Source organism: Dyadobacter bucti (assembly GCF_005869225.1).
GTDB classification, from domain to species: domain Bacteria; phylum Bacteroidota; class Bacteroidia; order Cytophagales; family Spirosomataceae; genus Dyadobacter; species Dyadobacter bucti.
The window spans coordinates 238,895-264,381 of record NZ_SWFP01000005.1 but is presented as its reverse complement, the minus strand read 5'-3'; the positions used below and the strand labels follow the sequence as shown (position 1 = coordinate 264,381).

The following is a 25,487-nucleotide window of genomic DNA, read 5'->3' as shown; positions in this document are numbered from 1 at the left end:
CTTATTTTATTAAGTCAATCACATACAACTGTCCGGATACATATCCCAGGTTACTTATGCAACTGTGAATTACCAACCTTAAAAATCAGCAAAATTAGAAGTTTTTTAAGCCAAAGGATTTGTACCTTTGTATTACCTCAACGAACTAAACATCATTACAAATTCGTTAGGCTTATATTCAGGGAATACGATTTGCATCTGCAAAAAAAAATATTTCTAACGCATAACTCTTCATATGAGCGACGCCATTAAGCATGAGTGCGGCATAGCACTTATCCGTCTTAGAAAGCCTTATCAACACTACATCGACAAGTACGAGACCCCACTTTACGCTGTACATAAGCTTTCGGTAATGATGGAAAAACAGGTGAACCGGGGCCAGGATGGAGCCGGAGTAGCCAACATTAAAATAGAAGTTCCCCCCGGCAAACGTTACATCAGCCGATACAGATCCGTAGAACCTCAGCCACTTACGGACATTTTCTCCAAAATTCACAAGAAATTTAGAAAAGGTTTAAAGAACCATAAAGACCGCGTTAGCGACGGCAAATGGTTACAGGAAAACCTTGCATTTACAGGAGAAGTATGGCTGGGACACCTGCGCTATGGAACGCATGGATCAAACGAAGTTGAGAACTGCCACCCGATGCTACGCCAAAGTAACTGGAGAAGCCGGAATCTGGTCATGGCGGGGAATTTCAACATGACCAACGTGGATGAACTTTTCGGCAAACTGGTCTCATTAGGCCAGCATCCCAAAGAAAAGGTCGATACCGTAACGGTAATGGAAAAAATTGGACATTTCCTGGATGAAGAAAACCAGAGAGTGTTTGAGCGCTTCAAAGGAATTTATGAAAATCCGACACTCTCGGATGTTATTGAAGAGAACATCGATTTGCAGCGCCTCTTATACAGGTCATGCCGTGATTTTGACGGAGGTTATGCGATGTGCGGACTTACAGGTTACGGTGCTTCGTTTGTAATCCGTGACCCTGCCGGAATCCGTCCTGCTTTTTATTATGCAGACGATGAGGTAGTTGTGGTTGCTTCCGAAAAACAGGCGATTAAGGCTGCGTTCAACGTAGACTATAGCCAGATCAAGGAAATAACGCCAGGTTCAGCACTGATTATTGACAAAAATGGTGAATACAATGAATTCCCGATTTTGCCAAGGCTGGAAAAACGTTCGTGCAGCTTCGAAAGGATTTATTTCTCAAGAGGAACCGATCCGGATATCTACTACGAACGCAAGCAATTGGGTAAATTGCTGATCCCGCAAATACTAAAAGAGATCAATTACGATCTTGAAAACACCATTTTCTCCTACATCCCCAATACAGCGGAAACTGCATTTCTGGGTATGATTGAGGGTCTCGAAGAGCACCTTGCAAAAAAGCGAAAACAGGCTATCATGGAGGGAATTTTGTTCGAGGCCGATCTCGACAAGGTACTTTCTTTCCGCCCGAGGATTGAAAAATTGGTTACCAAAGACGTAAAATCCAGGACTTTCATCACCGCCGATGCGCTGCGCGATGATATGGTGTCCAGTGTATATGATACTACCTTCGAGGTGGTACGTAAAAAAGTCGATACGGTTGTAATCATAGATGATTCCATAGTCCGTGGAACGACGCTGGAAAAGAGCATTCTGACAATGCTGGACCGTTTGAGCCCTAAGAAAATTGTAGTGGCTTCTTCCGCTCCGCAAATCCGTTTCCCTGACTGTTACGGAATCGACATGTCGAGAATGAAAGATTTTGTTGCTTTCCGGGCCGTACTCAAATTGCTGGAAGAGCGGGATCTGGAATATCTGCTGGAAGATGTTTATACCAAAAGTGTGACTTCTATCGCGACAAAAAATCCTTATGATACCAATTATGTGAAGGCCCTTTACGATCCTTTTACAGATCAGGAAATCTCAGATAAAATTGCGGAGATCATTCGCCCGAAAGATTTGAATGCCGAGCTTTCTGTCGTTTTCCAGACTGTTGATAACCTGCATAAGGCCTGCCCGCAGCACCTCGGAGACTGGTACTTTACCGGAAATTATCCGACACAAGGCGGAAATAAAGTAGTGAACAAAGCTTTCTCCAATTCTTACGAAGGAAAGCTGGAAAGAGCATACTGACACTGATTATAAAACATTTCGGAGCAGTCGTCTTAAACAGACGGCTGCTTTTTTATTGATCACAAATTCCTAAACATTTCCTGAAAACCTGCATTTCACGTATCTTGCCCGCCAAAATAAACCTAAATTCAAATGGCTCAAATCAACAAGATACGATTGACAAAGACCTCTTCACTAGTACTGGCTTTTTTCCTGGTTGCAACTTGCCTGCAGGCGCAAACCGGGAAAATAGGAACATTAAATGACGTAAGCTTCATTGAAGGGCACTGGCTGGGGACTTACAATGGCGGGCCAATAGAAGGATCCTGGAGTGCTCCTGCCGGAAATAACATTATGGGTTACCTCCGAATGATCAAAGACGATAAACCCGCTCTTTACGAAGTATTTGTATTTGAACAAACTGAAAAAGGCCCCGTCGCCCGTGTGAAGCATTTCAAACCCGGCCTTATTGCTTTGGAAGAAAAGGCAGTATCGGATACATACAATTTTATCGACGCAAAAAAGAACCAGGCACTTTTTGAAAAAGATGATGTTTCCGTAAGAATTATTTATGAAAGACGCAGCCCTACTCAGCTGGTGATCCAGAGGGGAAAAATGGAAGACAACAAATGGGTTTTTGTTGACCTTTTTGTATTTAACAAAATCCCCTGATTATATTCAATACAAGAACTGCAAACCAGCTTTTCGGGATCGGGAAGCTGGTTTTTTATTGATATTACTTTTGAAGATCGCTCACTTGATCCGGATCAACCGTTTTGTAATGACCGTAAACCCGCAAAATAATCGCCAGGGCAACCGTCACTTCGGCAGCCGCTACCACGATCACAAAAAGAGCAAAAAGCTGTCCGCCTAACTTTTCAGGATCGTACTGGCTAAATGCAATCAGATTAATATTAACAGCATTCAGCATCAATTCGATGCCGAGTAGCATACCAATAAAATGGCGCTTCGTAACGGCAATTGCAAAGCCAATACTGAACAAAGCTGCTGCTACGATAAGATAATGTTGTAGTGGGATCATTGTGCCGGATTTCGGTTTATTGCGAGATATGCCGCCCCAATCAATGCTACCAGGAGTAATACTGCCGCTATTTCAAACGGCAAAAGATGACTTGTCATGAGTTCAACACCGATTGTCCTGATAGTAGACTTACTATTATTTGTTTCACCCGCCATCTTAAAATCAGACGACAAAATAATCTTCAAGAGAAAAACAAAAAGTCCGCCTCCCAGGACAAACCCCCACGCCCCACGCTTAATAAGTACATCTACACGATTATGTGCTGATGAGTCTTCATTTCTGTTGGCCTTCTGCGTAAGCATAATCCCGAAGATCAAGAGCACTAGCACGCCACCGACATAGACCATGATCTGGGTTACTGCAAGGAAATCGGCACCTGCCAGAACGTATAAAGCCGCAACGCCTAAAAACGAAAAAAACAATGCAAAAGCAGCGTAAATCAGGTTTTTAGAAAATAATATAAAAAGTGCAGAGGCAATCGCCAGTATGGAAAATCCGTAAAATGCTGTTGCTTCGATCATTGATTTATTGATATACTCCGTGATGCCTTCAAGCCCTGAATGATGGGTTATTAGCTATTCTTTTGGCGGTTTTGGTTTCATTGTCGGCCGAAAGGCTGGCTTTGGCTTTACTTCTTCTGTTTCCTCTGCCGTCGGACTTGGCTTCTCTTCTTCTGTGGCAGCCTGTGTTTTGGGCTTCATCCGCGGACGGAAAGCCGGTTTCGGAGCGGCAACTGGATTTACTGGCGGTTGAGAAGCAGGGGCTTCAATTTTATTCTCAGCAGCCTCTGCCTTAGGCTTCATCGTAGGACGAAAAGCTGGCTTAGCCGCAGCAACGGGTTCGGTCGGAGTGTCAGGAGTGGGGGTCTCAACTTTATTTTCCACAACTTCCGTCTTCGGTCTCATCGACGGACGGAACGCCGGTTTTGGCGCGGCAACAGGTTCGGTCGGAGTGTCAGGAGTGGGGGTCTCAGCTTTATTTTCCACAACTTCCGTCTTCGGTTTCATCGAAGGGCGGAATGCCGGTTTGGCAGGTGCAGGTGCAGCAGGTGATTCCTGACCCGGGGCTTCAATTTTATTTTCTGCAATATCGGCCTTCGGCTTCATTGAAGGTTTGAAAGGCAGCTTCGGAGTGGCCGGCTTTTCTTCTGCGTTGGCAGTAGCCTCATCATCATTCGTTTTTGCGGCAACTGGCGCAGGCTTCTTTGGCAGAAAAGCAGGCCGCGCGGCAGGAGCAGCGGAAACATCTTCTTTCTGTTCCGTTTCCTGCGGCTTCGGTTTAATAGTAGGCTTGAAAGCTGGACGGGCAACGGGTGCTACTTCCGTTGATTCGGAGGCAGTAACCGGTTTTTTGGCTTGTTTCAGTGCTTCCTTTTCCTTTTGGAATTGGTCCAGCAACCTCCGCTTTTCATCCGCCTCTTCAGGAGAAAGCGTCGCATAATTATAAACCATATCCCTCACATCCAGCTCACTATAATCGAATGTCTTGGTCATTGTGAGGCATTCCGTCGGGCAGACCGTCGTACACAAGCCGCAATAGCAGCATTTGGCCATGTCAATATCAAACTTGGCTGCATATAACCTGATCGGCGAACCGTCGGATGCGCGACCTACCTCTTCAATCGCACGGATCGGCTCTATTTCGATGCAATCGACCGGGCACACCTTCACACATTTGTCACAGACAATACAATCGTCCATCTCATTGTGCAGCCTGTATCGACCGTTATCGGGAATCGGGATAGTTTCCAGCGGGTACTGAACCGTTACCATGCCGTCCTGCAGATCATAAAAACTCCCCGTCCGGATATCATTATTTGTCCGACGCCTTCTTGCGCTGAATAAATGGCGCAACGTCAGGCGCATACCCGTAAGGGTAGTACTGATTCCTTCCGATATATTTTTAAAGTAGACCGACAATTTTGACGCTGGTAAACCCGTTAAAACTCACTTTTCTATCGCGACAGCATCCAGAAGCACTTTCAACTCCCTTTGAATGCTTGCCGTTTTGTCCGCAATATACCACCGTTGGATATCTTCCGAGAATTCTTTGTAAGATTTTACAGGATTGGCCTTATATTCTTTCAGCATTTGCTGAGCCTGTGCCGGCCTTGGCCCCCATGTAAAGAGCTCATTAAATTCCTCATCGACGGCTATCAGCTTAGGAATAGACCGCCCTCCATTTGTGAGATAAGCATCCATTATTTCCTGATTTTCGTCGCGTAGCAAAAGCTTCACGGTGATCATCGGGTTCGACAATGCCAGCGCAGCTATTACTGGAATATTTTGAGCGGCATCTCCACACCACGCTTCGGTGAGGATGTACCAGGTCTGAGGAGTCTGAAATTCGTCTATTGCAAGTTTGAGCTCTTCGCCAATCGTAATTTTTTTGTTCAAACGCTGCATTCTCGACAAATTAAGCCTGGTATAGTAGTTCAATTCATCGGACTGCTTCAATCCGGTGGTTCTGTTTTCCAAAACCACTTTTTCCATTAAAAGCATGTAATCTGCATAAGAATATGCCTGAGCTGTCACTGAATAAGGAAACAAATGTGCTACGTTTTTCATCATAAATTCATTTACAAAGTAACCGTCAGCCCACTTTTTCGGTTCCTGGTTTCCTGTTACTGACTTACAATTACTTGGCGTAACTTTTCAGATATCCCATATATTTTTCTGACAGAGCTTCCCTGTCGAAATGCGTTTTTGCATAGCGATATCCGTTTTCTCCCTGTATTGGCAGCAAGTCAGGGTTTTGCATGTAAAAACGTATTTTTTCAGCAAAATCTTCCGGATTCTCAGGTTCCACAAAAATCCCCGCGCAAGCGTCTTCGACAAGTTTTCTGGAAATTCCGTCAATAGCCATCAAGATTGGTTTTTTACAGGAAAAATAATCAAAGGTCTTATTGCTGTAAACAGTTTTGAATGTCTCTGTTTTCTTCAATACAGAAGCACCCATATTGGAAGCCAGTATGTATTTGAATACCTCACTTTTATCCACAGTATCCAGAAAACGAATGTTTGCAAGATCTCTTTTCATTACCTCCTGTATAAGCATTTCCTTTTGCATGCCGTCACCGATCAGCAAAAACAATGCATTTGTGTCCTTCAATAGCTCTGCAGCCTGAATCATCTGGACCAGATGATTCGCCACGCCATGCGCGCCAACATATAGGATTACAAACTTTCCAGCCAAGTTATGTTCATATCGGAAAGCATTCACATCAAAGTCGGCCATGATTTTTTCAGACAAATAAAAATCAGCTGCATTAGGTATCAATGCTATTTTTTCCGCCGCTATACCTTTCCTAATCAGCACATCGCGGAATGCCGGCGTCAGAACACTGATCAACCTGGCTTTTTTGCATATGTATTTTTCAAACCGGTAGGAAAATTTTATTAAAAAACGATTGGTCAAAATACCGGTATCAATGACTGACTCCGGCCACAAATCCCTGATTTCCATCACGATCGGCAGATGTTTAAACCAGGAAAGTACGATTGCCGAAATTGCTGTGAATAAAGGCGGAGAAGTAACCAGAATTACATCATACCGGTCTTTGGCATAAAAAATACCCGCCCAGATACTCGAAAAAGTGAAAGACAAATAACCACGCAATCTTCCTGAAATGCTTCTGTTATAATCGTACGAGACATAGCTGCGGATCACAGTTACATGTCCACTGTTGATTTTCCTGAAAAAATATTGCCCCTTGTATTCCTCCGATTTGCATCCCATATAATGCCCCATGCCAGCCAGCACAGTCACCTGATGGCCTTCCCGAACCCATATCCTGCTCATTTCATTCCATCTTGAACCCCCACCTTCTCCGTCTTCAAGAAAAAACTGGTGTATCAGAAGTATGTGCATTTTGTGGTTTTATTGAAATGGTGGTTACTATATATCTGCCGGACGTCGAAAACGAAAGTCTTTTGGCTGTAATCTTATGTCCGTAGGTTTCGGAATACCAGCCTTCGTTTACTGAAAAGGCCAATATGTTGCCTTTTTCATCCGCAGCCCGGATTTGATATTGGTCGAAAAACCTTTCACAGGGATGCCAGTTCTGGTGCATCATTAAAAACGGCGGAGCATTTTCTATCCAGTCTTCAATGATCCAGTGAAGCTGCCCGGCACGTTTGGAAACTCTTCTCCTGTGTATAATGTCTTTCCCGGCCGCTAAAAAACCTTTGAACGATCCTTCCAGAATAAACCATTCATCTTCGCTACATTCGTCTTCATTCCAGTCGGCTGCGCTCATGGTGACGTTGCCCGTGGCTTTCCGAATCCAGTTATGCCAGATGAAGCGTTTTCCTTTCTGCATTTGACTAAAATCATTCAGCATGACCGTGTTATGAGAAGCAGTTCCGGTGAAATAGCGGATCCATTTTTCCTGGGTATTATATTGAAATGATCCGGCATCCCGCATCAGATTCTCTCCATTGGCCCAAATATCCAGATGCAAATTATCTGCCTGAAATGGCCTGTGCCGGTACGCGCCACACCGGAGAAAAGTGACAGAACCATGGTCCCGCACTACATAATAGCCGCTTTCTGAAAATGTGTTAACGTTCGCGAGCTGAATTTGCTCCTCGCTTTTTACCTTCAAATCACCTGATATCCAAGCCGTTTCCTCATCCCATTTTCCATTTCCATAGCCCAGATCAATATCCAGCAGTTTTGCCAGAGCAGCGAGCTGTGCCCGGAAATCACGGAAATGGCTGTCAGATAAGGGAAAAAATAATGCGCCGTCATTATTTCCGTAATTGGGCAACCTACCGGTAACATCGTCCTGACATGTTCGCAGAAAGTACAATGACTTTTTTGCTTTCTCGTAAACCACATTCTTCCAGGTTTCACCATTCGCGCGCGCCAGCCTGATAGCCCAGGTCAGAAGCTGCATGACCACGCGATGGTAATTCATGGAGAACTGCAAAAAAGTCCCGTCTTCGTAAATCTGATACTGAATTTCCTCCTCAAACCATTTTTTACCGTTACGTTTTAAGCATTCACTTCCCGGTAAAAATGGGTACAGCAAACCTATCACATAGAGCCCCAATGTCTCTGTCAAAGCATGATTATTCCTGACTGCAATCCGGGAGAAACTGATATTTTCTGCCACGTGCCGCATCTGATCGTGTATGCTATGGATTATCTGGTCAAAAATATCCTCCGTGAGCGATCTGGAAACTTTGTAATAATGTAATGCAAAAGTCCAGTTCAGCACCCGCAACGTAATTTCCTGGCTGCATTTCCAGTTCGGCCCGCGGTTGACCGGGTTTTTTAAGATCCAGTCCTGAATAAATGAAAAAACAACCTGCGATTGGTCATCACGAAAATGGTAATCATATCTGATCAGGTCGTACAGAAATGTAAACCTCGATTTTTCCCAGACATACTTAATGTCGCCGGCAGCCTCCGAAAAATCCCGAATGGCCGACCAATGTTCAGTCTGATTGTAAACAAAGCCGTTTTGCGGATTGGTATGCCAGTCGGTCACGAGGTACCACTGATGATGAAAATACTGAAAATAATGATTTTGAATCCGGCCGGCACGTTTTTTCAATTCAATGAGATCAGTATTTCTAGCCCCCTCCAAACCGTCAAAATCAAAAAGAAAACTGCGCTTTTGCCCCCGCCACATTTCCAAAGTAACATGAGTCATCGATAGACTTTTAGTAGGAAACCAAAGCCTCAACAACCCCGTTTTTCGCTGAAATTCATACCAGATCCTGAATGCCCAATAACGAATACCCATGCTTCCGGTTTAAATTTTCACCCAGCTATTCGTCTTTAAGCTTTCCAGCGCCGCGAAAGTCGCCCGCGTAGCGTTGACAATTTCTTCGAAAGGAATCAGCGGCTGGCCTCCGTTTCGGACACTTTCGAGCAATAACCTCAACAGTTCCTTATGCCCTTTGTCCTGGGATGTCCGACGGACCGAAAAGTTGCGAAAACCATAACCCCGCAAAATCCGGAAGTTATCCAGAACAAGCGTCCGCCCCAGAGAATGAACTTCGATACGCTCTTTCGGAAAGCCTTTATTGCCATTAGAAAAGTAATGAACCACGCCCGTCGACCCATTTTCACAACGAAGCAAGACGCTGGCATTATCGGTGGTTTCGGAGCAATTGGTTCCGGTAGCGGTCATACAGACTTCAGCAATCGGGCTGTTTGCCAAATAAGCAACCAGATCAAAAAAATGACAGCCCTCGCCAATGATACGCCCACCACCCAGCGCACGGTCATGGATCCAGGAATTGGCAGGAATAGTGCCTGCATTTACCGAGATCATAATATGCATGACTGTCTGCCCCAGCAATTCCCTCATTTTTACGACATGCGGCGCAAAACGCCTGTTGAAGCCAACCGTGAGTGATATGCCGGTTTTTTCACACTCATACCATGTTTCGATAATGGCATGCAGCTCCTCCTCAAAAATCGCGAGTGGTTTTTCGACAAAAACATGTTTCCGTGACCTTAGTGCATCAATGACCATTGCTGCATGCTGGTCGTGCCGGGTAGTGATCAACACCAGGTCGACGGTCTCATCTTCCAGTATTTTGTGATAGGCGGTGGTGCAATATGGAATTTTATATTTCGAGGCTAATTCCGCTGCTGAAATGCCGCCCGAACTCGCTATGTATTTCACATTTGCTCTTGGTAACAAAGGCAGCATTGTAGTTTTTGTAAAATTCCCAGCACCAATAATGGCCGCAATTCCTTTTTTTGCGCTGAAATTCTGCTGTGTAAGACGTACGGTCGTGGTGATATCGGTCTGATGGGGGTAGTCAAGAACAATGCCGATTGCTTTTGAACCAGTAATATTTTGGTAAATACTCGCGAAATCTGCCAGCGGAACAATGTCCGTGATCAGGGGCTTAACATCCAGCTTCCCGGATTCCAGCAGTTGCAGAATAGCCTGAAAATTCCTGTTTTCAGTCCAGCGGACAAAAGGCAGCGGGTAATCGTGTCCCTGACCTTCGTAAATTTCGTCATACCGCCCCGGCCCATACGAACATGAAACCTGGAAAGTCAGCTCTTTATCATAAAAATCTGCCCGGTCCAGATCCATACCCACAACGCCGGTCAGAATGATTCTTCCCCTTTTTCGTGAAATTCTGGCTGCTTGGGAAATGACTTTGTCAGACCGGGAAGAGGCTGTGATAATGACACCGTCGGCACCTATTCCCCCGGTATGTTCCAGAACCAAATCGACCGGATTCATCAGATCAGGATTAGCGGTGACCATACCCCTAGCCCTTGCGATTCTGAGCTTGTCTTCGTCTGTTTCCAGCCCGATAACCCGGCAGCCATTGAGCCGCAACAGTTCCGCTGCAAGCAATCCTGTCAAACCCAAGCCGATCACCACTATCGTTTCTCCCAAAACAGGAGAAAGCAGCCGGATACCCTGCAAAGCAACCGCGCCGATTACTGTAAATACGGCTTCCTCATCGCTGACGGTCGACGGAATTTTCGCCAGAAGATTCCTCGGGACAGAAACGATTTCCGCGTGAGATCCATTACTCGCCACGCGATCGCCCACCCGGATATCATGCACGCCTTCACCCACTTCCAACACTTCACCAACATTACAATAGCCAAGCGGAATGCATTGATCTAGTTTTGCGGAAATACTGGCCATAACAGAGGTCAGTCCGTCTGTTCTGATCTTTTCAAAAACAGGTTTTATTTTATTCCTATGCAGCAATGCTTTTTGTAGTAGCCCGGCTCTGGAGAAGCCGACGAGCATTTTTTCGGTGCCGATAGAGACCAGGCTTTTACGTGTTTTGATCAACACACAGCCTTTTTGAGCACTCGGAGAGGGAATTTCCCGCAACAGAGTTTCCCCTGTCCGCAGGTTTTGGATCAGTTGTTTCATTCAGAATTATAGTGTGTATGTACTTTCGGCCGGGGCCGTCTTATTCTTTAATAAGCTTCAGGCTTATTTTTTTACTCTTCGACCATATCGCCGACAATTTTTCATAAACTTCACTCCTGCTCAGCAACTGCATATTTTTTTGCAAAGTCTCGCAGTCTTTTTCAATGATCTGGATCTGGTATTTGTCGGTTTCGCTGGCAATTTCTCTGTAGGTCTGCAATTTTCCCCGTACCGCATCCAGGTAATCCAGAAGTTTAAAAAGAATCTCGTCATCAAACGGCGCATAATCAGCGTCAGGCTCATTCAAATTGATTTTCTCGTAATATTCCTGCTGAAACCTGTGCTCGAAAAGATCGTCATAAGGAGAGGCAGTGCGGGTATATTTTCTCAGAATCTCCAGCCACAGGTTCAGGCTGGATATAATACCCTGAAGATCCATTTTTTCTTCAACGATCCTGATATGGTCTGTATGCCCGGGTTTAAGTCTGACCTCGAAATGATTGTTGTTGTCCTGAAAGCCAAACTCGAAAAAGAAATCAGAACCCTTGTCTACATCTTCCAGCCGCAAAGCCTGGTCACGCGGTTCGGCAACAATGAACAGGTCGCGGTTTTCAAACAAAATCGGCTGAATTTTTTCCCATACAGTGATGGCAATCTTCTTTTTCATGATCTGTGAGTTATATAACTTCTCAAGAAGGGCATGTTGCTTTTAGCTAGGACCAGACTGGCATCTGGACATTTTCAGTCAAAGCAAAAGGCCTGTAATCAATCGATTTACAGGCCTTTTTGTACTGTGGGAGTTGAGGGATTCGAACCCCCGACCCTCTGCTTGTAAGGCAGATGCTCTGAACCAACTGAGCTAAACTCCCTTTTCCCGTCGTTTGGGAGTGCAAATATGTAGGACTAAATTTATCTCTGCAAATATTTCTGAAAAAAAATTTAAAATATTTTACAACATATTGAAGATCAGCGGCCATCATTCAAAGTTCAGATATAACGTCACTGTGTGCGTGGAAAGCCTGCCTATTCCAGCGCCCAATGAATTTTTAGTGGGCTGAAAAACATTTGTCAAGCCGTGCGAAAACCGCAGTTCAGGTGCAAATTTGAAAAATTCGAAAAACTGCTCATACCCTACTCCATAGTCTATTGAAAAATCATTGGACTTCGTATCAAGCCTGCCGCCTCCGCCGCCTCTGTTCCTTTTCACATTGGTTTCTATCCCGAAAGTCATCCCGGCCACCATGTACATTCGCGAATTAACTCGCCTCAATGACTTGTATTTTAACAACAAAGGAATTTCTATCCAGGTGGATTCGCGGTTTTCGGTTTTATCAGGACTATTGGGATAACTGAATTTCACCTGACGTTCGTACAATGAAACCGATGGCGTTGTACGCAGATCAAAATGCTCGCTCAGGAACGCGTTCACAACGAACCCCATCCGGAAGGCAGCCCTGGTGGGCGACTGCACCAGATAGGCTGAATCTTGCGTCACGAAATTGGTATTGTGCTTGATATTGAACCGGGTGAAAGGTACGGCAAACAAGATTCCATAATGAATGGGCTTATCGTCGTAAAATTCCAAATGGCGCCGTCTGTATCCCGTGCCTTGCGCTTTGATTTCCTGAACTGTCATCGACAGTACGAGAATGGCTGAAATTACTTTTGCCCAACGTAAATTGAACAAATACCGAAGGTAAGTGGTATGCATTTGGTATTTATAAAACCTGCTTTTTTAAAAATATCAAGAAAAGCTTCGCCGTCCGGAAAAGCCTGGACGGACTCGGGAAGATAGGTGTAAGCGGAACTGTCCTTCGAAACCGTCTTTCCGATTAATGGCAATATATACTTGAAATAAAAATTGTAAAATTGTTTAAACGGAAAACTGCGCGGCTTGGAAAATTCAACAACTACACAGGTTCCGGTCGGCTTCAACACGCGGTTCATTTCAGTCAGGCCAGCCAGTAAATTCTGAAAATTACGTACTCCAAACGAAACGATTATTGCATCAAAATAATTGTTGGTAAAAGTCAAACTTTCGGAGTCCCCGCTTTGCAAACTGATAATATGATCTTTTTTCAGTTTCGCGATTTTCTCGCGGCCGATCGCCAGCATACCTTCCGAAATATCCACGCCGATGATCTTTTCAGGGTTCAGCGAAAGCGCTTCGATCGCAAAATCCCCGGTGCCGGTGGCAATGTCCAGAATAATTTTCGGCTGCTGTTTTTTAAGTAGTTTAATGGCCCTTTTTCGCCAGTAAATATCAATGCCCGCACTCAGAAGATGATTCAGCAGATCATACTTCGGAGAAATATTGTCAAACATTTCGGCCACCTGCTCCTTCTTGCTGCCTTCCTTGTCCTTGTAGGGTACTACGCTCATTTTTCCTTTTTGTAAATACAACTATAAACAAAACTAACAGATATTTATTGTTATCTGGCCGGCCATGCAAAGGTTATTGGCAGATTATGCTGACCAAATCACAAAACGAACGTCTAAAGGTTGATCCAAATAAATTCTTCAACAAACGACGGTTCATTATGCGAAAATATTGCCTGCTGATTGTGATGTTACTTTATACCGTTTTTTCAAAAGCGCAAACACGTTTCAGAAATCCCGCGTCACCCAACGGCATCAGCCAGAAGAAAAATTACAACCGGAAAGAGTACCTGCCTTATTCCATTGGTTTCCGCACGGGGCTCACGCAATTTTTCGGGGAGCTGGGCGACCAGGATATGCGGAGTATGGCCGGGCTGAGCGTAGGGCGGTCTTTTAACAAAAACCTGGCCCTGCATCTGGAATATTCGTCTGGCAAGGCAGGCGGTGAAAAGACGGATTTTTTCAATTCCTATTTTATCAATGAATACAATACATTGGAACTGACCGCCAAATGGAATGTAACAGAACAATTCAACCGGCTCGAACCTGGTAATGTCAACCTCAATGTCTTTGCCGGGCTGGGACTTATTTTTTTCAGCGCAAATGCCTTTGACATCGACAGCAATGAGTTGCTCAGGTTTACCAATAGTAAATTAAGCGCACGTAACCCGCTCTTTTTGAGATGGGGCCCGCCAAAAGGACCGGCAGGCATTAAAAAAACACGGGAGGGAATGATTCCGGTGGGCACTTCTCTTGATTACAGGTTGTTGGAACACTGGAAGCTGGGAATCGAATACCGGTTTTATTTTGTGAGAACGGATAAAATGGACGCTACGTCGGGACGTCGGCTGATCAACCCGGAAGAAAGTGATTCATACAGTGACACGCCCAATGACAAATTCAGTTATCTGGCGATTTTGCTGACGTATCGTTTCGGGGCAAAAAAATAAACTCATACAGGATCGACAATGCTTTTTGAAAAAGTAAATTATAAACTTTATCCTACCCTGCTCAACGCCTTTGATCGCTATGAAAAAGGCTATATCAATGCAGCCGAGCTCATTGACAGGGTTAACCGGCTTCCCGTTCCCCAGACAGAAGCCCAGCTCAGGGGAAGTTCTTTTGAAGAAGCTGTGATCAAGGGAGTCAATGAAGAGGCTTTTGATCCAACCCTTTTGTCGCGTGTACGTTCGCTCCTGCCCAGGCCGATGATGAAAACGCAGGTATATTGCGAATACCAGCTGAACGATGTTTTGCTTTACGGATATGTAGATGTGATTGGCAAGATACTGGCCGCGGACATCAAAACTACGCGCAAATACGAGCCGGGATGCTACGCCAGCAGCCACCAGAATTTCTATTTGCCCGCACTCCGCCAGAAAGGAATCAGGACTTTGCGGTACATCATTACCGATTTCGAGGAAGTGTACAGTGAAGACTACGACCAGAATACAGATTTTTCATTTCAGGAAACCCAGGTCAGATCGTTTTGCCAGTTTCTCGAAGAACATCGAACTGCCATTACAGACCGCCGGATCTTCGGGTAAAAATACGGTACAAATGACCGTCTGGTAACGCGCGCCTGCCGTGCGCTAATTGCCTGATCAAAATAGTTTTAAGCCGTGAATATTTATGACAACTCTTAACGGAGGAGTTCAATATTCATCTGAAAACTAACTGGTCATGCAAAAGCAAATTCTGCCAAATCAGAAGTCGAATTCCCAAAACAAAAACACTGCTGCAAAAAAGCGCTGGCGCCCCGGGGCGATCTCCATCTTTCTCCTTTTTCTTTGCTTAAGCTTTTCAATCAATTCTTGCCGGGATGACATTGTCAACGACAATCCTCCCGGGAAACCTTCATCGGGCAAGGCTACAGGTGCCAGGATGGAAGCGGTCACCTATGATCAGTTTCTCAAGCAAATCAAGGGTTATGATAAAGAATTACTCACTTCACTCCGGGCGGCCGCCAGCACCAGCCAAAGGACCAGTGGCGATGATTTCAAATCCCGCTTTGAGCTTAAAGTGAGCACCAGCGACAGTGTCAGGCGGATTGTGATGAACAAGCATGTGACCTATACACTTGCGGTCAAGCCTCTTTCAAGAAGTACTACCTTGTTCCAAAATCTGGTAATCGACTCTACGGAGACTGGCGTCAATTCGTACATTCTCACCTACTTTCCTACGAAAAGCTGGGTTCAGGATTACAGGAAAAACAAGAAAACCAGTTTCCGGGGACGGGTGATTATGACAGATCACTACCCTAGAAAAGACAGTCTGCGCGGTGGCCGGGTCAACCAGCAGATATGTGCATCGGTAATGGTCTTGACAGAGATCATCGAACATCTTTGCTGTCATAATCAGCAGGGCCACGGAGCATGCGGATGTGCCCCTGGCCAGGGGTACTATCTGGAATACAGCTATGATCAGGTGACAACCTGCACGAGTATCGAGGTCCCCACATTTAGCGGCGGTTGGACTGGCGGAGGCACAGGTGGCGGCGGAGGAACTGCACCTAATCCCGGCAACGGATACGAGCCCTGTACCGGCCCCCAGGACCGTACCATGGTTGCCCCACCCTGTGAAACCAACGATCCCCCGGTGCCAAACGAAAACGATCCTTACTATACCCCAAATTCCAATGTTTCATCGCTAATCACATTGGCTGCGACAAAAGGCGTAAGCTTTACAGCTGCCCAGGTTCCGGCTCTCAACGCACTAAGCCCGGAAATGATAACGAGGATTTAAAAATTTGATCACAAAATTCGGTGCAGCTGTTCAAGTCGATTGGGACAATTTGGTAAAGACGATACGCGGGAAAAATTTAACGCCACCCGAAAAGGAGCAGCTAAATACACTTGCCGGCGGAACAGACGCCAACAAATTTATTATACGTCTCGTGTATGCTGCAAATGCTTATGCTGCACAACTTTCCACAGCGGCCAAGTTTAATGTATCCGGCTCCACCTGTGAAAATTGCAAAGCCAACGCGTTCAAACATGCCCTTTTTCTCATTTTCAATGCAGAGCCTTTTACGTTGGAAATAGCATCAGTGCTTGCCGCGGCTCATGAAGTCGGCACTTCAGGCAAGAATACGGAAATGGATAAAAAAAATAACGCGGCAGGAAAGCTAATTTACGAGCAATTTTCAGGGATAGGAACACCGTTTCAATGGATTGACCGGGTCAAAGCTGCTACCAACCAGGGACAATATGGTATGGTGTTTATCAAAGATGGCAATGAAGTGAGCACTACCGTTGTAGATCCAACTTGTCCCTAACATATCACATTGCAGCGCACTTATCCAGCCAAATATGAAAAGTTTAATAATCTTACTAGCAGTTATACTACTATTCACATCCTGCGAATCCTACGAAAGACACGGCACATGTGAACAGGTTGAAAAAATCAGTTTTAGGGGATTCAACTTCCAATTCCCCATCAAAGCTGATGATGCTTTGAAATTCTCCGATAAAACCGATTTTTGTTTTGCCTGGGTTCGAACCGATTCGATATTGAAAAACACCTCCGCCAAATGGTACACTGTGTGGCATGAAAATGCATACAAATCAAACGATACACTTAATTACCTGAAGGATGCATTAATACATTCAGTATCCTTCACACTATTTGGTGACCAGCATCGGAGCGACAAAGAAATACTAGAAGAGCTCAAAAGAGAATTTCCCGGCGATTATCAATACGTATTCGAATATGAAAGCTCGCATTACATCTGTCGCAGTAATTGCCTGACAATTATCTTCAGGCGGGATCTCCCTTATGAGAGAATGTTTGTACCTGTAATTTCCTTTTGCTATGGACTTAGCGAGCAAGAAGCCCGTTACTTCGGCCATTCCACAGGCAACATTTGGACTTACGACTAGCTCAGTCCCGTAATTTTTCAATTCAAACTTCCCCTGGATGCGGTTTCATAACTAAATCCAGGGGCGTTTGACAATTCTCTTCCCTTTTTTATTTCAATCCTATGCGACACATACTGATTGCATTATCATTGTTTTTTCTATTCTCGTCTTGCAGCCAGCTTGGCACGTGTGATCAGAAAGAGGCGGTCTCTTTCAGGGGCGTTAAATTCGAATTCCCCATTCGCGCATACGATGTGATTAAAAATTCTAAAAACCCGATATATCGCAAAAGCAGATGGATTCACACGGACTCTATCGCAGCAAACACATCGGCGATATGGTTTTTTGACTGGCCAGACAACGACCGCGAACGAAGAGGCTCATTAGATTATCTAAAAGGGGTAGCCGTTTACGGAGTTACCTTTTTTCTACATGACAAGGAATTGGCGAGCGACGAGGAAATTGTGAAAGAACTTCAAAAGTGGTATCCTGGCAATTACGAATGCGTAGAATTGAATGGAATGCATTACTACATTCTTAACAAAGGTTGCCTAAAAATCATCTATAACTGGGCATCAACTTACGCAAAGTATTCGAATTGGAGCCCGGCCATCTCTTTCTGTTACGGGCTAAGCGATTCAGAATACAGTGCTTATGCTCATCACATTGGAGATACATTTCCTGGGGAATTTAATTGATTACACTTCGGCCATTCCACAGGCAACATTTGGTATTACGATTAGTGCAGTCTTTTAACATTTTTTCGATTCAAATCCCGCTGGATACGGTTTCACAACCAAATCCAGGGGATTTGCCAATTCCATTATCTGATCATTACATGCTATGCGAACATCATTTTACGCATTATTTATACTATTCACATCCTGCGAACCCGACGAAAGACACGGCACTTGTGAACAGGTAGAAAAAGTCAGTTTCAGGGGATTGAATTTTCAGTTTCCCATCCAAGCTGATGATGCTTTGAAATTTTCTGATAAAACCGATTTCAACAGTGGCTGGGTTCGAACCGATTCGATATTGAAAAACACCTCCGCCAAATGGTACACTGTGTGGCATGAAAATGCCTACAAATCAAACGATACACTAAATTACCTGAAGGATGCATTAATACATTCGGTATCCTTTACACTGTTTGGTGACCAGCATCGGAGCGACAAAGAAATACTCGAAGAGCTCAAAAGAGAATTTCCCGGCGATTATCAGTACGTATTCGAATATGAAAGCTCGCATTACATCTGTCGCAGTAATTGCCTGACAATTATCTTCAGGCGGGATCTCCCTTATGAGAGAATGTTTGTACCGGTAATTTCCTTTTGCTATGGACTTAGCGAGCAAGAAGCCCGTTACTTCGGCCATTCCACAGGCAACATTTGGACTTACGACTAGCTCAGTCCCGTAATTTTTCAATTCAAACTTCCCCTAGATGCGGTTTCATAACTAAATCCAGGGGCGTTTGACAATTCTCTTCCCTTTTTTATTTCAATCCTATGCGACACATACTGATTGCATTATCATTGTTTTTTCTATTCTCGTCTTGCAGCCAGCTTGGCACGTGTGATCAGAAAGAGGCGGTCTCTTTCAGGGGCGTTAAATTCGAATTCCCCATTCGCGCATACGATGTGATTAAAAATTCTAAAAACCCGATATATCGCAAAAGCAGATGGATTCACACGGACTCTATCGCAGCAAACACATCGGCGATATGGTTTTTTGACTGGCCAGACAACGACCGCGAACGAAGAGGCTCATTAGATTATCTAAAAGGGGTAGCCGTTTACGGAGTTACCTTTTTTCTACATGACAAGGAATTGGCGAGCGACGAGGAAATTGTGAAAGAACTTCAAAAGTGGTATCCTGGCAATTACGAATGCGTAGAATTGAATGGAATGCATTACTACATTCTTAACAAAGGTTGCCTAAAAATCATCTATAACTGGGCATCAACTTACGCAAAGTATTCGAATTGGAGCCCGGCCATCTCTTTCTGTTACGGGCTAAGCGATTCAGAATACGGTGCTTATGCTCATCACATTGGAGATACATTTCCTGGGGAATTTAATTGATTATACTTCGGCCATTCCACAGGCAACATTTGGTATTACGATTAGTACAGTTTTGTAACGTTTTTTCGATTCAAATCCCCCTGGATACGGTTTCACAACCAAATCCAGGGGATTTGCCAATTCCATAATCTGATCATTACATGCTATGCGAACACTGTGTTACATATTAATAATTTCTCTTTTTTCGTGCTCCTACGAAAGACAAAGCACTTGTGAACAGGTAGAAAAAGTCAGTTTTAGGGGATTCAATTTCCAATTCCCAATGAAGGCCTACGATGTGGCTATAAATTCTAAAAACCCGATATATCGTAAAAAGCGATGGATTCACACGGATTCTATTGCAAAAAACACTTCGGCAATATGGTTTTTCGACTGGCCAGACAAAGACTACAAACGAAGAGGCTCATTTTATTACCTTAAGGGGGCACCTGTTTACGGAGTTACTTTTTTCTTGCATGACAAGGAATTTGCCAGTGATGAGGAAGTTTTGAAAGAACTGAAAAAAGAGTATCCGGGAAATTACGAATGCGTAGAATACTATGATTGGCACTACTATATTCTTGATAAAGGCTGCTTAAAAATCATCTACAATTGGGCATCAACTTACGCAAAGGATTCGAATCCGGGGCCGGCTATATCTTTCTGCTACGGACTAAGCGATTCAGATTACAAAACTTACGCTCAGCACATTGGAGCTGTATTTCCTTGGGAGAATTTAACTGATACCACTTCGGCCATTCCACAGGCAACACTTGGAATTTCGACTAGTACGGACTTGTAACATTTTTTCATCCATCCCCTGGAGGTTTCACACCGTAAATCCACGGGGGATAATAATTCTATTCATCTGACTATTTAAATTCCATGCGATACTTTTTATTTGTATTACTGTTACTCTTCTTGTCTTGCCGCCAGCTTGGCACGTGTGATCAGAAAGAAGAGGTCTCTTTCAGAGGCGTTAAATTTAGATTTCCCATTCGTGCAAGCGATGTCGTTATAAGCCCTCCCAAGGCTATCTACAGTCAGTCAAGGTGGGTTCAAACGGATTTCATCACTAAGAATACTTCGGCGCTATGGTTTTTTGACTGGCCGGACGTAGACCACGAACGAAGAGGCAAACTGGATTACCTCAAAGAGGCACGCGTTTACGGCGTCACTTTTTTCCTGCATGACAAGGAATTCGCAAGCGACGAGGAAATTGTGAAAGAACTTCAAAAGTGGTATCCCGGGGATTACGAATGCGTAGAATATTATGGCATGCACTACTATACTCTTGACAAAGGGTGCTTAAGAATCATCTATAATTGGGCGTCAACCTACACAAAGGATTCGAAATATCTTCCTGCCGTTTCCTTTTGTTATGGACTGGAGGATTCAGAATACCATGCTTACGCTATTCACAATGGAGCCACATATATTGGCGAATTTGATTGATTATGCCTTGCCTATTTCACAAGTAACATTTGACATTTCGACTAGCACGGTCATATAACACTTTTCGCCAGCACATAAGCCCGCTGGCGAAAGCCTCTTTCCCTCCCCTTAGCAACCGGATAAATCCTAAAATCTGTGAGTTAAATTCAGGAATGAAGTTACCGGAATATGAACCAGATGTTATTTCTTCCTAAATTTAACACTGATTACAAACCAACGTAAACAAGTTAAAGTAGGCTATAATCTGGCTGCCTTTTATGGGAAATAGTAATGCTTTCGATGAAACAGAGGTTCTCAGGCTGCTCTCAGAAGGAGACGAAGTTGCTTTCAGGAAGGTATATAACCGTTACTGGAAAAGCGTTTACAAAGTTGCGCTCCGTTATCTGCAGTCCGAAGATCTTGCCCAGGATGTCGTTCAGGAAGTTTTTTCTGCATTCTGGTACCGCAGGACTGAGTTTACCCAAATCAGGAACATTGAGAGTTATCTGGTGGTAATGGCCCAGAACCACACCTATAAAGAGCTCAGAAAATGGGCCGCCGAACTGAAAAACAACCAGCAATACGTCTCAAACCTGGAAATTGTTACTGATAACAGCGATCACAAAGTATTGACCAAACAATACGAAGAGCTGCTCGCCGAGGCCGTCAGGTTGCTGCCTCCGCAGCAACAGCAGGTTTTTCAGATGGCCAAGGTAGAAGGTCTGAGCCACGAAGCTATCGCTGCCAAGCTGAATTTGTCCCAGGGTACCGTCAAAAATCACATGGTGCGCGCACTGCGATTTATCCGGCATTATCTCGCCCCGCATGTCAGCGCATACCTGGTCTTCTACATATTGTTCCCGCTCGGTTGCTGATTGCGACTCAGTAACCCACCCGTCTTTTTCACACAAATAAAAATTTTCGAAAAAATTTTCATTGCCAACTGTCCCTATAGCCAATTGAAAATACTCTGTATATATATCGGTTCAAACTAATATTCTGTAATTGACAATCCTGAGGTGTTTCACCAAAACCAGTGCCTATGGGAAAGGAATCTAAACTTATACGCTAAAACCATCTTTCCGGTGTAGGAGCCGGACAGGTAGGAAGCATTGCAAAAAAAAGAGCTAACTATTTTAACGGCAACATTTATGAATCCCAAGTTCACAGGATATTTGTGCCCTGTCCCCCCGGCATGCACCACAAAAAATCACCCCACATTACGGCTCACGCTCATTTCGCTTATCTTTTTATTGGGTTCAACTTCGACGCTGTTTGCCGCCGCAGTCAGCAAACAGGAACTAAGCGATCTGACTATATCGATCGAGGCGCATCAAGAAAGCCTGAAAAATGTTTTAAAGAAAATTGAGAAAAAAGCAGGGCTGTTATTCGTGATTCCGCTGGACGAAGTGGAAACGTATAGAGATATAAGTTTACCAAAAGCGAGCCGTTCAGTAAAAGAAGTCCTGGATCTTTTACTCCACGATACCGAACTTTCATACAGGCAGATCGACGACAAAACCGTATTGATCTTTGTGACCCGTAAAAAGAAAAAAAAGGTCTCTGAAAATTCTTACATCCCCTCCAATGTCTTGAACGAAAATCAGGAAACGGTGGCGTCAATCATAACAGGGACAGTCAGGGACGAAAAAAACGAGCCGCTTCCCGGCGTGAGCGTGGTGGTGAAAGGTACACAAAGAGGGAGCGTCACAGGGCTGGAAGGAAAATTCGAATTGCCGGTCGATGACGAGTCTTCGATATTGATATTCAGCTTTGTAGGCTACCAGAGCCAGGAAGTCATTGTGGGTAACCAGACCAATTTTCCCATCGTTTTAAAAGCCGATATCAAAGCACTGAACGAAGTAGTCGTGGTCGGCTATTCGTCCCAGAAAAAAGGTGACATCACCGGCTCGGTAGCGATTATCGATACCCGTGCATTGCAATCTGTGCCCACAGGATCGGCAGCCCAGGCTCTTCAGGCGCAGGCGGCGGGTGTGAACGTTGTCAGCTCCGGGATGCCGGGCGGGCGTACCGATATCTTCGTGCGCGGTGTCAGTTCATTTGGCAATACACAGCCGCTGATTATCATCGATGGCGTGCAAAGCAGCCTGGACGATATCAATATGAATGACATAGAATCCATGCAGGTGTTGAAAGATGCAGGTGCGGCTTCTATTTACGGGGTTCGCGGATCAAACGGTGTAGTCGTGGTAACAACAAAAAAAGGCGTTTCGGGTCAGCCGAGACTCACTTATGACACTTATTTTGGTATTCAGCAGCCTCCAAAAGGCAATGTTTTCAACCTTTTAAATTCCCCGGACTATGCGGATTTATATAAAAAGGTAGTTCCCGGCACTGTATTATTTGCAAACGGATTGCCCGATTTCACTTTTGCTGGGCCCGGTCTGGCAGGCGTCGGCATGGCTGGCGATCCCGCGGTAGATCCGTCAAAGTACCGTTTTGACCCGGCCAGCCCCGAGAGCCATTACCTGATTCAGCGGATCAATAAAACGGGAACGGACTGGTTTCACGAAGTCTTCAAGAATGCGCCCATGCAAAACCACAACCTCACGGCCAGCGGCGGGACCGACAAGGCTAAGTATTTGTTGTCATTGGGGTATATCAACCAACAGGGAACGCTGATTGAAACATATTTGAAACGTTATTCGGCCAGGGTCAATACCCAATTTGATATCAATAAAAAATTCAGGATCGGTGAAAATGCTTATGTCTATTACAAACAAAACCCAAAAACGAACAACCTGGCCGAAAGCAATCCTATCTCATTATCGTACAGGACCATGCCGGTTATTCCGGTGTACGACATCATGGGAAATTACGGAGGTACCTGGACGGGAACGGAACTGGGAAGTGTTGAGAATGCCGTTGCAGTTCAAAAGCGAAAGGTTAATGATCGGGACAATACCTGGAATTTAACCGGTAACCTGTTCGCGGAGCTGGATATTATCAACGGACTCACCGCCAGGACGAGCCTCGGCGGGACAATCGATAACAGGTATACCAGCAATTTTGTTTTCAATACTTACAATGACAGGCAGGGACACATGGTTGACAATTCGCTGCGGGAAGATGCCGAGTACAACCAGCTTCTGACCTGGACCAATACCCTGAGTTACAGCAAAACATTCGCCAGGCATACCGTGAAAGTGCTACTCGGCTCCGAATACATCAAAGGCTCGGGCCGGGGCGTGGGCGGTGCGGCTACGAAGTTTTTTTCCACTGATTTCGATTACCTGATCCTTAACAACGGAACTTCCAACATTACCAATTACAGCAAGGCTTATAACAATGCCTTATTCTCCCTTTTTGCTAATACCGAGTTTTCGTTCAGAGACAAATATTTATTGGGCGCAACCATTCGCCGGGACGGATCTTCGGTTTTCGGCTCCGACAAGCGTTTCGGGATTTTCCCTTCTGTTTCCCTCGGATGGAGATTATCAGAGGAAAATTTCATGAAAAACATCCGGTTCCTGAACGATCTCAAACTGAAAGGAAGCTACGGCGTACTTGGTTCTCAGTCCAATATCAATGCGGCGAATGCATATACCCTCTTCGGCTCCAACTTCGGGAATTCATACTATGATGTCACAGGGTCATCGAATTCCACCCGGCAGGGTTTTATGCAAAACAGCATCGGAAACCCGGGCACGGGCTGGGAGGAAGACATTATTACCAACTTCGGATTGGATGCCACATTGTTTAACAACAAGCTGTACCTCAACCTGGAACGTTACAAGAAATCAATTAACGGTCTCCTTTTTCCTTTACCGCTTCCTGCAACTACCGGTGCCGCACAAGCGCCCACGGTTAACATTGGAAACATTGAAAACCGCGGCTGGGACCTGGCAGCCACTTACCGGGCGCGGGTGAACAGCGATTTCAATTACAGCATCGGCTTAAATATGACGACGTATCGGAATGAGGTCATTAAAATTCCCCAGCCCGGGTATTTCGACGTGGCCGGGTCCCGGATCGGGAACATGGTACGTAACCAGGAGGGGCACCCCGTCGGCTCTTTTTTCGGTTATCAGGTGGAAGGACTCTTCAGCGATACGGACGAAGTGGCCGCCGCACCTACCCAGACCGACGCAGCCCCGGGCAGGTTCAGGTACAAGGATGTAAACGGGGATAATGCCATCACACCGGACGACCGTGTTTTTTTCGGGAACCCCAACCCGGACTTCACATACGGGATTAACCTCACTCTGAACTACAAACAATTCGATTTCGCCAGCATTTTTTATGGCTCACAGGGAGCCGATGTGATCAATTTCGTACGCTACTACACGGAGTTTTTCGGGACTTCGGAAGGCAAAGGACGCAGCAATGTATTGAAAGATGCCTGGACGCCCGAAAACAAGAACACCTCTGTCCCGATTGCAGAATTTACCAGTTCGTTCAGTACCAATGGCGTATTTAATTCCTATTACAAAGAGAACGGCTCATTTTTTAAACTGAAGTCAATTGTACTCGGCTATACATTGAAAGCCCATGTTTTGCAGAAATATGGAATAGGAAAAGTCCGCGTGTACCTGCAGGCTGCCAATTTACTGACGCTTACCAAATACACAGGTCTCGACCCGGAACTTGGAGGTAGTCTTAGCGGCAGTCAGTCCAGCGCTTCCTTCGGGATTGATTACGGGAATTACCCTAATAATCAAAGAAATTTTCTCGCAGGTTTAAACATCAAATTTTAAACAAAAGG

Annotated in this window: 24 protein-coding genes and 1 tRNA gene; 14 read left to right on the top strand and 11 right to left on the bottom strand. The window is 44.9% G+C overall.

All coding sequences use genetic code 11. The features are described 5' to 3' along the window. Positions 1-235 precede the first annotated feature (235 nt). Both FBF61_RS17865 and FBF61_RS17860 read left to right on the top strand, forming a co-directional pair. Positions 236-2,128 (top strand): amidophosphoribosyltransferase, encoded by a 1,893-nt coding sequence (locus FBF61_RS17865; RefSeq protein WP_138479713.1) that lies wholly within the window; start codon positions 236-238, stop codon positions 2,126-2,128. Positions 2,129-2,260: 132 nt separating this feature from the next. Beyond that, positions 2,261-2,779, top strand: a complete 519-nt coding sequence (locus FBF61_RS17860) for a DUF6265 family protein (RefSeq protein WP_138479711.1) — start codon at positions 2,261-2,263, stop codon at positions 2,777-2,779. Between the two features lie 64 nt (positions 2,780-2,843). On the opposite strand, the gene nuoK is transcribed toward FBF61_RS17860, so the two are convergent. The 11 genes from nuoK to ubiE form a co-directional block, all read right to left on the bottom strand. Beyond that, positions 2,844-3,149, bottom strand: a complete 306-nt coding sequence (gene nuoK / locus FBF61_RS17855; RefSeq protein ID WP_138479708.1) for an NADH-quinone oxidoreductase subunit NuoK — start codon at positions 3,147-3,149, stop codon at positions 2,844-2,846. After that, positions 3,146-3,670 carry an NADH-quinone oxidoreductase subunit J family protein gene (locus FBF61_RS17850; protein ID WP_229215109.1) on the bottom strand — a complete coding sequence of 175 codons (525 nt, stop codon included), beginning with the start codon at positions 3,668-3,670 and terminating at the stop codon, positions 3,146-3,148. Before FBF61_RS17850 ends, nuoK begins: the two co-directional genes overlap by 4 nt. A gap of 54 nt (positions 3,671-3,724) precedes the next feature. Further along, a complete protein-coding gene (locus FBF61_RS17845) occupies positions 3,725-5,068 on the bottom strand; it encodes a 4Fe-4S binding protein (protein ID WP_229215108.1) in 1,344 nt (447 codons plus the stop codon). Between the two features lie 27 nt (positions 5,069-5,095). Further along, positions 5,096-5,719: a thioredoxin family protein gene (locus tag FBF61_RS17840; protein WP_229215107.1), complete on the bottom strand. Its 624-nt coding sequence runs from the start codon at positions 5,717-5,719 to the stop codon at positions 5,096-5,098. A gap of 67 nt (positions 5,720-5,786) precedes the next feature. Continuing rightward, entirely contained in the window at positions 5,787-7,019 is a 1,233-nt protein-coding gene (locus FBF61_RS17835) for a glycosyltransferase family 4 protein (protein WP_138479706.1), read from the bottom strand. Then, complete coding sequence (locus FBF61_RS17830; protein ID WP_138479704.1) at positions 6,985-8,904, bottom strand: heparinase II/III family protein; 1,920 nt, start codon at positions 8,902-8,904, stop codon at positions 6,985-6,987. The genes FBF61_RS17835 and FBF61_RS17830 overlap by 35 nt, the downstream gene beginning before the upstream one ends. A gap of 9 nt (positions 8,905-8,913) precedes the next feature. Further along, positions 8,914-11,025 (bottom strand): bi-domain-containing oxidoreductase, encoded by a 2,112-nt coding sequence (locus tag FBF61_RS17825; protein ID WP_138479702.1) that lies wholly within the window; start codon positions 11,023-11,025, stop codon positions 8,914-8,916. 40 nt (positions 11,026-11,065) lie between these two features. Further along, positions 11,066-11,692 carry a hypothetical protein gene (locus tag FBF61_RS17820; protein ID WP_138479700.1) on the bottom strand — a complete coding sequence of 209 codons (627 nt, stop codon included), beginning with the start codon at positions 11,690-11,692 and terminating at the stop codon, positions 11,066-11,068. Positions 11,693-11,819: 127 nt separating this feature from the next. After that, positions 11,820-11,894: transfer RNA gene (locus tag FBF61_RS17815), tRNA-Val, on the bottom strand. 107 nt (positions 11,895-12,001) lie between these two features. Continuing rightward, positions 12,002-12,736, bottom strand: coding sequence for a type IX secretion/gliding motility protein PorT/SprT (gene porT / locus FBF61_RS17810; RefSeq protein ID WP_445438733.1), 735 nt, complete (start codon positions 12,734-12,736; stop codon positions 12,002-12,004). After that, positions 12,685-13,407, bottom strand: coding sequence for a bifunctional demethylmenaquinone methyltransferase/2-methoxy-6-polyprenyl-1,4-benzoquinol methylase UbiE (ubiE, locus tag FBF61_RS17805; RefSeq protein ID WP_138479698.1), 723 nt, complete (start codon positions 13,405-13,407; stop codon positions 12,685-12,687). Before ubiE ends, porT begins: the two co-directional genes overlap by 52 nt. 158 nt (positions 13,408-13,565) lie before the next feature. On the opposite strand from ubiE, the gene FBF61_RS17800 reads away from it, so the two are divergent. From FBF61_RS17800 to FBF61_RS17745, 12 genes are all read left to right on the top strand, one after another. Further along, complete coding sequence (locus tag FBF61_RS17800; protein WP_138479696.1) at positions 13,566-14,354, top strand: outer membrane beta-barrel protein; 789 nt, start codon at positions 13,566-13,568, stop codon at positions 14,352-14,354. Between the two features lie 18 nt (positions 14,355-14,372). Beyond that, positions 14,373-14,951 carry a hypothetical protein gene (locus FBF61_RS17795; RefSeq protein WP_138479694.1) on the top strand — a complete coding sequence of 193 codons (579 nt, stop codon included), beginning with the start codon at positions 14,373-14,375 and terminating at the stop codon, positions 14,949-14,951. A 136-nt stretch (positions 14,952-15,087) separates the two neighbouring features. Further along, on the top strand, positions 15,088-16,149 hold the full coding sequence (locus FBF61_RS17790; RefSeq protein WP_138479692.1) for a hypothetical protein: 1,062 nt from the start codon (positions 15,088-15,090) through the stop codon (positions 16,147-16,149). A gap of 4 nt (positions 16,150-16,153) precedes the next feature. Beyond that, entirely contained in the window at positions 16,154-16,681 is a 528-nt protein-coding gene (locus tag FBF61_RS17785) for a DUF6973 domain-containing protein (protein ID WP_138479690.1), read from the top strand. A 34-nt stretch (positions 16,682-16,715) separates the two neighbouring features. Next, positions 16,716-17,285, top strand: a complete 570-nt coding sequence (locus FBF61_RS17780; RefSeq protein ID WP_138479688.1) for a hypothetical protein — start codon at positions 16,716-16,718, stop codon at positions 17,283-17,285. 101 nt (positions 17,286-17,386) lie between these two features. Next, entirely contained in the window at positions 17,387-17,962 is a 576-nt protein-coding gene (locus FBF61_RS17775) for a hypothetical protein (protein WP_138479685.1), read from the top strand. A 145-nt stretch (positions 17,963-18,107) separates the two neighbouring features. Then, positions 18,108-18,671 carry a hypothetical protein gene (locus FBF61_RS17770; RefSeq protein WP_138479683.1) on the top strand — a complete coding sequence of 188 codons (564 nt, stop codon included), beginning with the start codon at positions 18,108-18,110 and terminating at the stop codon, positions 18,669-18,671. Between the two features lie 101 nt (positions 18,672-18,772). Then, positions 18,773-19,348, top strand: coding sequence for a hypothetical protein (locus FBF61_RS17765; protein WP_138479681.1), 576 nt, complete (start codon positions 18,773-18,775; stop codon positions 19,346-19,348). Between the two features lie 262 nt (positions 19,349-19,610). Beyond that, positions 19,611-20,129, top strand: coding sequence for a hypothetical protein (locus FBF61_RS17760; protein WP_138479679.1), 519 nt, complete (start codon positions 19,611-19,613; stop codon positions 20,127-20,129). A gap of 83 nt (positions 20,130-20,212) precedes the next feature. Then, the gene (locus tag FBF61_RS17755; RefSeq protein WP_138479677.1) at positions 20,213-20,782 is read left to right on the top strand and encodes a hypothetical protein; all 570 of its coding nucleotides are present in this window, start codon (positions 20,213-20,215) and stop codon (positions 20,780-20,782) included. Between the two features lie 257 nt (positions 20,783-21,039). Further along, positions 21,040-21,636 carry an RNA polymerase sigma factor gene (locus tag FBF61_RS17750; protein WP_138479675.1) on the top strand — a complete coding sequence of 199 codons (597 nt, stop codon included), beginning with the start codon at positions 21,040-21,042 and terminating at the stop codon, positions 21,634-21,636. A gap of 276 nt (positions 21,637-21,912) precedes the next feature. After that, positions 21,913-25,479 (top strand): SusC/RagA family TonB-linked outer membrane protein, encoded by a 3,567-nt coding sequence (locus tag FBF61_RS17745; RefSeq protein ID WP_138479673.1) that lies wholly within the window; start codon positions 21,913-21,915, stop codon positions 25,477-25,479. Positions 25,480-25,487 lie beyond the last annotated feature (8 nt).